Consider the following 12,821-nt stretch of genomic DNA (forward strand, 5'->3'; position numbering starts at 1 on the left):
TCTGAGGGGGAGGCCGGGCGATCCGCGGGATCCGGGGGAGGATATGATACGCAGACGCAACCTGCTTGGCGCAGGTCTTCTTGGCATAGGCGGCGCTGCCGCTTCGTTCGGCAATCCGGAAGGTGCGGCAAATCTCGCCGCGCCATCAATCAGCCGTAACCGCCGGCGCCTCAACATGGTGACGACATGGCCCAAGGGCCTGCCCGGTCTCGGGCGTGCTGCAGAGCGTGTGGCGGAACGTATTTTCTCTATGTCCGAAGGCTTGATCGAAGTTAAAGTTTACGCCGCCGGAGAGCTTGTTCCACCCTTCGAGAGCTTCGACGCTGTCGCGAACGGCTCTGCCGACATGTATCACGGCGCAGAATATTACTGGACCGCCAAGTCGACCGCCTATCCGTTCTTTACCGCCGTGCCATTCGGCATGACGGCACAGGAGATCATGGGCTGGATTGATTTCGGCGGCGGTCAGGCCCTCTGGGATGAGCTGTCGGCTGGCTTCGGCATCAAACCGCTTCAGGGGGCCAATACGGGCCACCAGATGGGCGGCTGGTTCCGGCGTGAGATCACCAGCCTCGATGACCTTGTCGGGCTTCAGATGCGTATCCCTGGCCAGGGCGGCGACGTGCTGCGCGCGCTTGGCGGGTCGGCCAAATCACTGCCCGGCGGCGAGATCTATCAGGCGCTCCAGACGGGCAATATCGATGCGACCGAATGGGTCGGGCCCTGGAATGACTATTCGCTCGGCTTCTATCGCGAGGCCCCTTATTACTACGGGCCTGGCTTCCATGAGCCTGGGGCGAGCCTTGCCGTCGGCATCAATCTGAAGCTCTGGGAAGGCATGAGCGAAGGTGAGCAGGCGCTGATCAAGGCGGCGTGCGAGTCCGTCAATCACACATCGCTCGGTGAGTTCACCTATCAGAACTCTGTCTATCTCGACCTGCTCGTCCGGGAGCATGGCGTCCAGCTTCGGTCATTCCCGGATGAGGTCGTCACCGCCATGTCAGAGGCCGCGCGCGACGTACGTTACGCCTCAGGCCGCGATGGCATCGAGAAACGCATCTATGAGAGCTTTGAGGCGGGCCTAAAAACAATGGCAGGCTGGGCCGCCGTGTCCGACGGGCCTTATTATGCTGCCCGGGCCCTTGGCCGTAAGAGCCGAGACTAGGCCCCCATCATGGACCCGCAAGTCTTCCTGACGATCGGTAGCTTCCTGAAGTGGATCGGTCTGGTGGCCTCGCCGCTTCTACTGTTGCCACTTCTGATCCTGATCATTCCCCGCCCTCTACACGGGGCGGGCCAGACGCTGGCGAATGGGCTCGACAGGTCACTGGACTGGTCGCTGCGCGCCGCCATGCTGGCCGCAATTCTGCTTTTCATGCTGCAGCTCATCGTGGTGATCGGCAGTTATGCGCTCGCTCTAACCGCAACATGGCTGTCTGAGACGGTCATCTATGCCTTTGCGGCCATGTTCATGCTCGGCGCGGCCAGCGCTTTGCGCGATGACACCCACGTCCGCGTCGACATTCTGCGCCCACGGTTTGGCGAAGCGGGCCGCCACTGGGTCGAGCTTGCCGGGACATATCTCTTCCTCTTCCCGATCTGTATTCGTCTGCTTACCACAGGCGAGCAGGGTCTAACGCGTACCTGGTCATTGCTCGAGGGCTCACGCGAAAGCGACGGACTGCCACTTCTATTCCTGTTCAAGACGCTGGTGCCGATTTTCGCGGTTTTGATGATCGTCGCTGGCCTCTCGGTCGCGCTGAAAGCAGCGCTTGGCCTTACCGGCTTCGGCAGCGCGAAAGACGAGATGACACCTCAGGAGCGCCATTATGGAGCTTGAACTCCTGCTTGCGCTTGCGATGTTCCTGACGGCGATTGGCGCGCTGCTTGCCGGCTATCCAGTTGCGCTCACCCTTGGCGGCGTCGCACTTCTCTTTGCCCTCATCGGGATCGCCTTCGGGGTATTCCCAGAGCCGCTGCTGCTTTCCCTGCCAAGCCGTATCCAGGGCGGCTCCATCATGCAGAACGAAACGCTGGTCGCCGTTCCGCTCTTTGTACTTATGGGCGTCATCCTGGAGCGCTCGCGCGTGGCTGAGGATCTGCTTCATATTGCCGGCCGCCTGCTCGGACGCGTTCGCGGCGGGCTTGGCTATGCCGTCGTGCTTGTCGGCGCCTTGCTGGCGGCCTCAACCGGCATTGTCGGGGCGACGGTCATCACGATGACGCTGATCGCACTGCCGACCATGCTGGCGCAGAAATACGACCCGAAACTCGCCACGGGCACAATCGCCGCGTCAGGCACGCTCGGCCAGATCATTCCGCCGAGCATTGTCCTTATCCTGCTCGCAGATGCGGTCTCGAACGCTGCCAGCCAGGCCGCCAACGAGATGGGCGTCGGCAGCTTTGTGGTCTCCGTCGGCGACCTCTTCGCCGGTGCGTTGATACCGGGCCTGATACTGGTTGGGCTCTATCTCGGCTGGATCACGATCATGGCCATGTTCAAACCCGATAGCTGCCCGCCTGTTGTCGACGATACCAGCCCGCCATTGACCGCGAAGGAAATCGCGTTCGGGCTTGGGGCACCGCTCTTCCTGATCATCGCCGTGCTTGGTGCCATCCTGTCCGGTATCGCAACTCCGACAGAAGCTGCCTCCATTGGCGTTGGCGGCGCCCTGTTGCTGGCGGGCCTGCGCCTCGCCGAACCTTCCGACCGGATGCTTGTGCGGATCATTGCTGCCGCCTTTGCGGCCCTTCTGGTCATACTCTTTATCCGAAACATCATGGACCTCCGCCTTGGGGTCGCATCGACAGACGGGATCACCCTTGTCGGCATCGGTCTTATCGTGGCGGCGGCAGCTGTGTTTCTTGCCGGTATCGCCGCAGGCATGGTCATTCTTCATCGGCGGGGATTTCTGTCACTTGCCCTGAAAAGCGGCGTCCACATCACGGCGATGGTCTTTCTGATCCTTATTGGGGCATCGCTTTTCTCGCTCGTCTTCCGGGGATTCGGCGGCGACGACATGGTTGCCGACCTGCTTCAGGCCATACCCGGCGGTCGTTGGGGCGCGCTGATCGGCGCCATGCTGGTCATGTTCGTGCTCGGCTTCTTCCTCGACTTCATCGAGATCGTCTTCGTGGTCGTGCCGCTGGTGACGCCGCCGCTGATTATTATGGGGTTTGACCCTGTCTGGCTCGCCATTCTGATGGCGCTGAACCTGCAGACCAGTTTCCTGACGCCGCCCTTCGGCTTTGCGCTCTTCTATCTTCGAGGCGCGGCACCGGACAACGTCAAGACGATCGAAATCTGGCAAGGCGCCCTGCCCTTTATCGGGCTTCAGATCATGATGATCCTGGCTGTCGCCTTCCTGCCGGAGCTTGCGACCTGGCTCCCGTCGCTTCAGTCTGACTAAAACTGATCCGAAACGAAAAAGTCCCGATCTTTCAGTGACGAAAGACCGGGACTTAGATTCAGATCTGAAGCGCTAAAACGCTAGAATTTAACTTCCGGAACGTTTGAAAGCGCCGTGCGGTCGCCGCCCAGGTCGAAGAATTCGCGTTCCTCGAAGTTGAACATACCGGCCACGATGGAGTTCGGAAACTGTTCGCGCGACGTGTTATAGTCCTGCACGGCAGCGTTGTAGAAACGGCGAGCGGCAGCAAGCTTGTCTTCGATGACCGAAAGCTCGTCCTGCAGGTCCTTGAAATTCTCATTCGCCTTCAGATCGGGATAGGCTTCGGACAGGGCGAAGAGCCGTCCGAGGGCACCGGTAAGCATGCCTTCGGCCTGCGCCATTTCACCCGGCGACTGGGCGGCAACGGCTGAATTTCTTGCCTGCACAACGGCATCGAGCGTTTCCCGCTCATGGCTGGCATAGCCTTTGACCGTCTCCACCAGATTGGGGATCAGGTTCTGGCGCTGCTTCAGCTGCACATCGATGTCAGCGAAGGCCTGATTGCAGCGCTGCCGCTTGGCGACGAGCGAGTTGTAGATGCCGATCAGGAAGACGACCAGGATCGCCATCGCGCCTATGAGAATATATAGAAATGTCATGGCGGTCCCTCACCTCCAATTAAGTTCCGAACAGATCAGTAGTCCTGCCTGTTCAGCATGACAAGCTAACCCGTAAACGTGCCTGACTTCGGAAAGCCGCGCGGCGCCGCCTTGCCGGCCTGTGCCCGTTTGCCGATCCATTCTTCCCATTCCGGGAAGGTGCGCGAACGGCCGGCTGCATCTTTGACCGCAAACCCCTCCTCGGCCTTGAACGTCATGGCATCCGCCAGTTTGTCCTTGCCGCGATAGGCCTGCAGCTTCACGCCCTTGCCGCGCGGCATTTCCGGCAGCTCTTCAATCGGGAAGATGAGAAGCTTCTTGTTGCTACCGATGACAGCGATCTGGTCGCCATCAACCACATGACTGATCAGGAGGTTGCCGCCGCCCGTGTTCACGACCGATTTGCCGGCCTTGCGGTTCGACTCCAGCTCGCTCTCAGGCACGATGAAGCCATAGCCGATATCGGACGCCATCAGGCGTTTTCGGTTACCGTCCAGCCGGAACATGGAGATGATCTCGATATTGTCTTCCAGATCGATGGACAGGCGAATTGGCTCTCCATGGCCGCGTCCACCCGGGAGCTTGTCGCAGGTGAGCGTGAACGCCCGGCCATCGCTCGCCAGTAGCACGATCTTGTCCGTCGTCTGGACCTCTTCGCTGAGATAGAGGCTGTCGCCTTCCTTGAACTTGGTCGTTTCAAGGTCGAGGCCATGCCCCTTCATGCCGCGGATCCAGCCCATCGATGAAAGGACGACCGTCACCGGCTCCTTCGGCGTCGAAGCTTCGAGCGCGGCGGAGAGATCGATCTCCGGCGCATCTTCAAAGGTTGAGCGGCGGCGACCGATTTCTGTTTCGGGCCCGAAGATCTTGCGCGCGTCTTTCAGCTCCTTGCCGACCTTGGTCCACTGGCGGCGGGGCGAGCCTATCAGCGATTCGATATCGGCTTGCTCTGCCAGGAGTTCATCATGCTCGGTCTTGATCTGCATCTCTTCGAGCTTGCGGAGGGCCCGCAGGCGAAGGTTCAGAACCGCTTCTGCCTGCGTATCCGTAAGCTTGAAGCGCTGCATCAGCTCCTTCTTGGGCTCATCCTCCTCGCGGATGATGCGGATCACCTCATCGATATTGAGGTAGGCAATCAGATAGCCTTCAAGCAGGTGCAGACGCTTCTCGATCTTGTCGAGACGGAACTTTGCCCGGCGAACCACGACTTCGCGGCGGTGGTCGAGATAGGCAATGATGACCTCGCGAAGGCTCATCACCTTCGGCGCGCCCCGGTCGAGCACGTTCATGTTCATGGAGAAGCGCGACTCCAGATCGCAGAGCTTGAACAGGCTCTCCATCAGAACGTCCGGGTCGACCGTCTTGGCGCGTGGTTCGAGAACGACGCGGATGTCCTCGGCGCTTTCGTCGCGAACATCGCTGAGAAGCGGCACCTTCTTGGTGTCGAGCAACTCAGCGAGCTTTTCGATCAGACGTGATTTCTGGACCTGATAGGGTATTTCGGTGACGACGATCTGCCAGGTGCCCCGACCAAGATCCTCGACCGACCAGCGCGCGCGCATGCGGAAACCGCCCCGGCCCGTCTCATAGGCTTCGCGAATGGCACTGCGCGGTTCGACGATGACGCCGCCCGTCGGAAAGTCCGGCCCCGGCATGACATTCATCAGTTCAGTGAGCGGCGTGTCGCGGTCGTCGATGAGCAGGAGCGCGGCGTCGATGACTTCGGCGACGTTGTGCGGTGGGATGGACGTCGCCATGCCGACAGCGATGCCTGTTGCGCCATTGGCCAGCAGGTTCGGATAGCCGGCCGGGAGCACAACTGGCTCGCGCTCGGTTTCCGAATAGTTGTCCTTGAAGTCGACTGCGTCCTCATTCAGCCCCTCCAGGAGGAGCTTGGCCGCTTCGGTCATCCGGGCTTCGGTGTAACGGTAGGCGGCCGCATTATCGCCGTCGATGTTGCCGAAATTGCCCTGACCATCGACAAGCGGATAGCGAACAGAGAAATTCTGGGCGAGCCTGACAAGCGTATCGTAAATCGCGCTGTCGCCGTGCGGGTGGAAGTTACCCATCACGTCACCGACGATTTTCGCACATTTGCGGTAGCCGGAGTCTGGATCGAGCTTAAGTTCGCGCATGCCGTAAAGGATGCGGCGCTGGACAGGTTTCAGGCCATCGCGCACATCAGGAAGCGCGCGCGAGGTAATGGTCGACAAAGCATAGGCAAGGTAGCGCTTGGTGAGGGCTTCACTCAGCGGCTCATTGATGATCTTGCCATCTTCGGGGTCCAGAAGGTCGGACATATTTGCTCCTTCGGGCTCAGCCTGTGGAGGAATCAGGCTCAAGCCACGAGTCTATCAGAATGACGGACGATTATAAGAAATGATCAGCACGCTTGAGCGGGGTATTAAACAGGTTGGTGTCGTTGCGGCACTGCTTCTGGCTGCGATTGCCTTCAATGCATACGTGCCTGTGCAGCACAACCCGCTTCGCCCGCTAAGTCTGACGGACCCGATCGGCTTGGCGACCCCGCTGAAACTCTCCCGGCTGAAGAGCGATTTCGATCAGTGCTACAGCCTGCTCGACCGGGCCTCGGTGGAATATACTGCCCTGTCCGATGACAGCGGCACGGAGCGCTGTCCGCTTGAACGCCCGCTCACCCTCGACCAGTCGAACTACCCCTATTCCGTGGCACCGCTGAAAATGACATGCGCAACGACGGCCTCTCTCTTCGTGTGGGAGCAGGAAGTGGTCGCGCCAGCCGCAGAGGCTATTCTCGGCGAAGAGGTCGACCGCATCCTCTCCTATGGTTCATTTTCGTGCCGCAATATCGCCGGCTCCAGCAATCTCAGCGAACACGGGAAAGCCAATGCCATCGATATCCAAGGCTTTCGTCTGGCGGACGGCCGCGTCATCGATGTACGCCAGCATTGGCGTGAGGACGGAGAATTCGGTGAGTTTCTGGATGAGGTCCATGGCGGCGCCTGCCAGCTTTTCTCGGTCGTCCTGGGGCCGGACTATAACGCCGCGCACGCCGATCACTTTCACTTCGACATGGGCGGGTCGAGCATCTGTCGCTAGGCGGGGCCGCGCGGGGCAAGCTTGGCGGCCAGGCGTCGCCGCGCTTCAGGCAGGTCGCGGTTCATGGCGTAAAACAGGCGCCGCTCAATGAAATGTCCCGTCAACTCAAGACCTTGTGAGATATCGACTGGGCCGGCCGGCGCTTGCGTATCGGTGAGGAAGTTGGGCAGGACGAATAGCCTGTCGACATAGTCTTCGGCTTCAGAGCCCTTCACCGCGCGGCCTGTCCTTGGAGATACATGGGTGAGGCCATCATTGGCCCCGCTTACCGCGCAGGCATCGAGGTCGAGGCCGAAGCCGAGCGCCGCCAGCAATCCCAGCTCCCACCGCACATAGAGCGCGGGCCAGACATCGGGCTGATCCAGCTGGTCGAGCAGAAGTTCACTCGCATCAAAGAGCGCCGAGCCTGCATGATCGCCCTCATTGAGCGCGCCGCGAAGCAATGCGCAGACAGAGGCAACAGCATTGAGGGCGAGCGGCAGATCTATGAGGCGCGAGGCGCGCTGGCGCGTACTTTCAGCGACATCGAACCGGCCAAGTTGTTCTTCGAGACGGCCAGACCAGGAAAGATCGACCGTATTGCCGGGCTCATACTGGGCCCGCTTCTTTCTGGACGCGCCGCCATACACAAGGCCAGAGCGGCGTCCACGTTCGCGCGTCAGGACATCAAGGATCAAGCCGCTTTCGCCGAATTTACGGCCGCCGAGGACAAGGCCCTCATCGCGCCATTGCATCAGCTATCGAACTCCAGTCCGAGATGCGCGTAGCTTTCGCGCCGTTCCTGCCACTTCTCGTCGACCTTCACGAAAAGGAAGAGATGCACGCGTGTGCCCAGCAGCGCACCCAGCTCTTCGCGTGCGGCCCTGCTGACCCATTTGATGGTCTGGCCATTCTTGCCGAGCACCATGGATTTGTGATTGTCGCGGCCAACGATCACTTTCTGCTCGATCCGGATGTCGCCGTTCTGGAAATCTTCCCAGGTCTCGGTCTCCACGGTGAGCTGATAGGGCAGCTCTTCGTGCAGGCGCAGCATCAGCTTCTCGCGCGTGATCTCGGCGGCAAGCAGGCGCATCGGAATATCGGCAGACTGTTCTGGCGGGAACATGGCCGGGCCTTCCGGCATCTTCGAGGCGAGATGCGCCATCAGCGTGTCGAGACCATCGCCGTTTTCTGCGGAGATCATGAAGACGTCGTTATAGGCGCCCTCTTCGTTGAATGTAGAGATCAGCGGAAGGACCTCATCGTGAGGGAAGAGATCGATCTTGTTGAGCGCGAGGATGACCTTGCGCTCATTGCGCTTCAGCGTGCGGATGACATCGCGGTCGTCTTCGACAGATTTGATCTGAGCTGGCGCCGCCTTGCCTTTTCGTTCTGCGATCCATGCAGCCGCATCAATCAGGTGCACGACGGCATCGGCATCCTCGGCGCCTGTCCAGGCAGACTTTACCATGGCGCGGTCAAGCCGTTTCTTTGCTCCGAAGATACCGGGCGTATCGACGATCACGATCTGGGCGTCATCCTGATGGGCTACGCCGCGCACCGGAAACCGGGTCGTCTGAACCTTGTGGGTCACGATCGCGACCTTGGTGCCGACCATGGCATTGGTCAACGTGGACTTGCCCGCATTCGGTGCGCCAATGATGGCAACAAAGCCAGCGCGCTTGATATCCTCAGCCTGCATTGCGGATAAGATCCTTCAATAAACGGTCGGCCGCAGCCATTTCAGCTTCCTGCCTCGATCGGCCCTTGTCGGTGGCCTGCCCATGACCTTCGACCTTCGCCTGGACCAGAAACACCGGCTCGTGGTCCGGGCCAGATCGCTCTATGATATCATAAGTCGCATAAGGTGCGCGGTTTGCGCCACACCAGTCACTCAGTCTTGTTTTCGGGTTCTGCTGCGAGAGCTCACGGTCCACAAGCTCCATCATCCAGTGACGGCTGATAAAGGTTCGCGCCGCTTCCAGTCCGCCGTCGCGGTAGATGGCCGCGACGATCGCCTCAATCGCGTCGGCAACACTCTTGTCGTAACTGCCACGCTTATTGTTCTCCATCGACGCATCGAGAAAGATGAAGGGACGGAGGCCAATCGCTTCACCGACTTCGGCGCAGGCTTCACCGCTGACGAGCTGGTGGAAAAGACGGGTGAGATAGCCCTCGCGCTCGGACGGGAATTTTGCGATCAGCATCTCGGCCATGATCAGGCCAAGAACGCGGTCACCAAGGAATTCCAGGCGCTGGTTCGAGAACTGCGCATCGCCGTCGTAATTGTCGATGAGGCTTGGATGCGTCAGCGCGCGGTGCAGCCATTCAACCGTCTTGAACGTATAGCCGAGCCGGCCTTCGAGCGCTGTTCGATCTTCCGGCGATAGCTCTGGACGCTTGCGTTTCAGCGTCTTGCCGGATGCGCGGAGGCGCGTACGTTTCGGGCGGGCCGGTTTCATGAGCGCGCTTGTACAGGCAGCGCCTCAATAATGACAACAGCCGACGCCCATGGATGATCATCTGTAATGGTCAGATGAATGAGCGCCTCGTGTCCGTCCGGCATCATTTCAGCAAGCCGCACGGCGGCCCCGCCCGTAAGGGCCATGGTCGGCTTGCCCGTCCTCAGGTTCACCACGCCCATATGTTTCCAGTGGACGCCGCGACGGGGCACGCCGGTGCCAAGTGCCTTCGCGCAGGCTTCCTTTGCGGCGAAACGCTTTGCATAGGTTTCGGCCGAGCGGCGTCGGCGCTCAGCGAGGGCGATCTCGGTCTCGGTAAAGCAGCGTTGCTTGAACCGGTCCCCGAACCGGGCGATCGACTTCTCGATCCGCTCGATATTGCAGAGATCATTGCCCATTCCGATGATCATGACCGAGCGCTCCTTCAGACGAGGCCGCGGCTGCCGGGCTTCACGGCAGGGATAGCCTTGAGGTCGTCAGGCAGGTCTTCCGGATCGTAGTCTGGAAAATCAACACGGGCGAGTGAGACAAGCTCGCAGCCGACATCGGCGCGGCCATTGGAGCGGTCGATGACGCAGGAGCCGCCGACAATCTCTCCCGGAAGTTTGCCGAGCGCGACAACGGTCTCACGGAAAGAGAGGCCCGTTGTGACAATATCTTCGGCAATCAGGATACGCTCGCCCTCAGCAATGGAAAAACCCCGCCGGAACTGCAGCTCCCCATCGACGCGCTCTGCAAAGATGGAGCGGCAGCCAAGTTGGCGGGCAAGCTCGTACCCGGGAATGATCCCGCCAACGGCAGGTCCGGCCACTACGTCTATCCTGCCGAACTTTTCGGTGACCTTGTCTGCCAGCGCGTTGCACAGTCGCTCGGCGAGCTCTGGCTGTGAGAAGACAAGCGCCTTCTGGAGAAAAACGGGACTGCGGCGCCCCGATGAGAGAATGAAATGACCTTCGAGCAATGCGCCAGCTTCGCGGAAACAGTCGAGCACATCATCATTGGTCAATTGGTCGTCTCCTCAATCCGCTCGACGCTCTCCACGACGGCGAGCGCGCGCAATGCGGCCCTTATGTGCTCGAGATGACGCAAGTCCTCAACCTCGATATCGAAGATCAGCTGAAGAAAATCAGCGGCCCGTTCACCTGTCTCGACGCGTGTGATATTGCCCCCTGCCTGCGCGACCGCCGAACACTGCAGCGCCATGACGCCCGGCTTGTTCACCGCAAGCACACCGATCCGGCCCACAGCCACCACGCCCTGCTTGGCAACTTCATTCCAGCGAAGGTCGACCCAGAGATCGGGCCGGTCTTCATAGGCGGCGACCTGACGGCAGAAGATCGTGTGGATGACGAGACCTTTTTCGGGCTCTCTCAGACCAATGATGCGGTCACCCGGAATGGGGTGGCAGCATTCACCAAGATGAAGGGTCACGCCTGGTGTCAGGTCCTCGCCCGCAATCATCTGGCTGGCATGCATGTCATCTATGAGCGTGCGATCTGTCAGCACCGCCTGCGACGGCTCGTGGCCTGGAAAAGCGGTTCGGATGAACTCGGCCGTCTCATAACGTCCACGGCCGATCGCCTCTGCGAGGTCTTCTGCGGTCTCATACGATGCGCGGCGCGCAATGCGGGGCATGTCGATCTCGATCGGGTCGATCCCTGCCCGCCTCAAATCACGGTCCATCAGCGCGCGGCCAAGCTTAACAAACTCGATCTGTTCTCGTCCGCGGATGAGGCGGCGGATCGCAGACCGTGCCCTACCCGTCACCGTCAGTGCTTCCCAGCCGACGACGGGGCGCGATTCAGGTCGCCTCAGGATTTCCACGACATCACCATTCTTGAGTGGTGTACGAAGCGTACGATCAACACCATTGACCTTCACACCGTCACATGTGTCACCCACAGCCGTGTGAACGGCATAAGCGAAATCGAGCGGCATTGCCCCGCTCGGCAAAATGATGAGACGTCCTTTCGGCGTGAACACGAAAACATGCTCGCGGTACATTTCGAGCTTGGCGTGCTCGAGGAATTCATCGGGCTCTGCGCCGTCGGCGAGCAATTCACCGAAGGCGCGAAGGTTCATGCTCGGGTCTAGACCTGCAGCCTTCGAGGACTCAAGGTCGAACCCGTATTCGCTGTTCTTGTAAGTCCAGTGTGCCGCAACCCCGTGCTCGGCGGTGCGGTCCATTTCTTCGGTGCGGATCTGCAACTCGACGAGGCGGTTACCCGATGCGCGAACCGTTGTGTGGAGCGACGCATAGCCGTTTGGCTTGGGCACGGAAATAAAGTCCCTGAACCTGTCGGGAAGGCAGGCCCAGACCGTATGGAACGCCCCGAGCAAGCGGTAACACTCGCTGACGTCGCTCACGATCACGCGGAAGCCAAAGATATCGGCGACGCCCCTGAAGGAAATCGATTTGCGCTCGAGCTTACGCCAGATTGAGTAAGGCTGCTTGCGGCGCCCTTTTATGCGAGCGGTAATGCCATGTTCGGCAACGATCTGCTTGATTGCAAAACGGATGCGCTCAAGATCATCAGCATTTACGGACATAAGCTCTTCGAGCTTGTCGACGATGCTATCGCGCGCGGCCGGATTGATATGATGGAAGCCAAGATCTTCGAGTTCGGAAGCCACGTGGTAAAGCCCCACACGACGCGCGAGCGGCGCATAGATCTCTAGCGTTTCCCCAGCGATCCTGCGGCGGGACTCTTCCTTCGGCACAAAGTGCAAGGTGCGCATATTGTGCAGCCGGTCGGCGAGTTTTACGAGCAGGACCCGGATATCTTGAACGGTCGCCAGTATGAACTTCTGGAAGTTCTCGGCCTGTTTGGATTTCTCCGACTTGTAATCAAGCTTGCCGAGCTTCGTGACGCCATCGACCAGCTCGGCGACGTCATCGCCAAACCTCGCTTCGATCTCATCCAGGGAAACTTCGCAATCCTCGACCGTGTCGTGCAGCAGACCCGCCATGATCGTGCACTGGTCGAGCTGCAGATAAGCCAGAAGCATCGCAACCTGAACCGGGTGCGAATAGTAGGGGTCGCCGGATTTTCGAAGTTGTTCGCCGTGCTTTTCCTTAGCAAAATCATAGGCTTGCCCAAGCCTTGCAGAATCCACTTCAGGATAATAGGCGCGAACCGCCTCAATCAGGTCTTCGCGTGCTGGAATGGAGACGCGGGCTCCCGCCTCGCGCCGCTCCATATTCGCGGGCGACCGGTCAGTTTGAGGTACGGTCGCACTCTCCATCGGCA

The 12,821-nt window shown here is 60.0% G+C and carries 12 protein-coding genes; 4 read left to right on the forward strand and 8 right to left on the reverse strand.

Annotated elements, in window-relative coordinates:
* Window positions 1-43: 43 nt before the first annotated feature.
* The 3 genes from F550_RS0104530 to F550_RS0104540 are packed head-to-tail and all read left to right on the forward strand — an operon-like array spanning window position 44 to window position 3,410.
* Entirely contained in the window at window positions 44-1,165 is a 1,122-nt protein-coding gene (locus F550_RS0104530; protein WP_018147341.1) for a TRAP transporter substrate-binding protein, read from the forward strand.
* 9 nt (window positions 1,166-1,174) lie between these two features.
* Window positions 1,175-1,840, forward strand: a complete 666-nt coding sequence (locus F550_RS0104535) for a TRAP transporter small permease subunit (protein WP_018147342.1) — start codon at window positions 1,175-1,177, stop codon at window positions 1,838-1,840.
* Window positions 1,830-3,410, forward strand: coding sequence for a TRAP transporter large permease (locus F550_RS0104540; protein ID WP_018147343.1), 1,581 nt, complete (start codon window positions 1,830-1,832; stop codon window positions 3,408-3,410). Before F550_RS0104535 ends, F550_RS0104540 begins: the two co-directional genes overlap by 11 nt.
* A gap of 80 nt (window positions 3,411-3,490) precedes the next feature.
* On the opposite strand, the gene F550_RS0104545 is transcribed toward F550_RS0104540, so the two are convergent.
* Complete coding sequence (locus tag F550_RS0104545) at window positions 3,491-4,051, reverse strand: LemA family protein (RefSeq protein ID WP_018147344.1); 561 nt, start codon at window positions 4,049-4,051, stop codon at window positions 3,491-3,493.
* Between the two features lie 65 nt (window positions 4,052-4,116).
* Window positions 4,117-6,351, reverse strand: a complete 2,235-nt coding sequence (gene parC, locus F550_RS0104550) for a DNA topoisomerase IV subunit A (protein ID WP_018147345.1) — start codon at window positions 6,349-6,351, stop codon at window positions 4,117-4,119.
* A gap of 79 nt (window positions 6,352-6,430) precedes the next feature.
* Here parC and F550_RS0104555 point away from each other — a divergent pair, with 79 nt between their 5' ends.
* Complete coding sequence (locus F550_RS0104555) at window positions 6,431-7,129, forward strand: extensin-like domain-containing protein (protein WP_018147346.1); 699 nt, start codon at window positions 6,431-6,433, stop codon at window positions 7,127-7,129.
* Here the strand turns inward: F550_RS0104555 and recO are convergent.
* Genes recO through F550_RS0104585 form a run of 6 tightly spaced genes read right to left on the reverse strand, consistent with a single transcriptional unit; the run spans window position 7,126 to window position 12,816 of the window.
* On the reverse strand, window positions 7,126-7,863 hold the full coding sequence (gene recO / locus F550_RS0104560; protein ID WP_018147347.1) for a DNA repair protein RecO: 738 nt from the start codon (window positions 7,861-7,863) through the stop codon (window positions 7,126-7,128). The genes F550_RS0104555 and recO overlap by 4 nt on opposite strands.
* Window positions 7,863-8,810 (reverse strand): GTPase Era, encoded by a 948-nt coding sequence (era, locus tag F550_RS0104565; RefSeq protein WP_018147348.1) that lies wholly within the window; start codon window positions 8,808-8,810, stop codon window positions 7,863-7,865. Before era ends, recO begins: the two co-directional genes overlap by 1 nt.
* Window positions 8,800-9,570, reverse strand: coding sequence for a ribonuclease III (gene rnc / locus F550_RS16860; protein ID WP_018147349.1), 771 nt, complete (start codon window positions 9,568-9,570; stop codon window positions 8,800-8,802). Before rnc ends, era begins: the two co-directional genes overlap by 11 nt.
* Window positions 9,567-9,980, reverse strand: coding sequence for a holo-ACP synthase (acpS, locus tag F550_RS0104575; RefSeq protein ID WP_018147350.1), 414 nt, complete (start codon window positions 9,978-9,980; stop codon window positions 9,567-9,569). The genes rnc and acpS overlap by 4 nt, the downstream gene beginning before the upstream one ends.
* Window positions 9,981-9,994: 14 nt before the next feature.
* Complete coding sequence (gene pyrE / locus F550_RS0104580) at window positions 9,995-10,576, reverse strand: orotate phosphoribosyltransferase (protein ID WP_018147351.1); 582 nt, start codon at window positions 10,574-10,576, stop codon at window positions 9,995-9,997.
* Complete coding sequence (locus tag F550_RS0104585; protein ID WP_156807819.1) at window positions 10,573-12,816, reverse strand: RelA/SpoT family protein; 2,244 nt, start codon at window positions 12,814-12,816, stop codon at window positions 10,573-10,575. The genes pyrE and F550_RS0104585 overlap by 4 nt, the downstream gene beginning before the upstream one ends.
* Window positions 12,817-12,821: the final 5 nt, after the last annotated feature.

This window comes from Henriciella marina DSM 19595, from assembly GCF_000376805.1.
In the GTDB taxonomy this organism is placed as follows: Bacteria; Pseudomonadota; Alphaproteobacteria; order Caulobacterales; family Hyphomonadaceae; genus Henriciella; species Henriciella marina.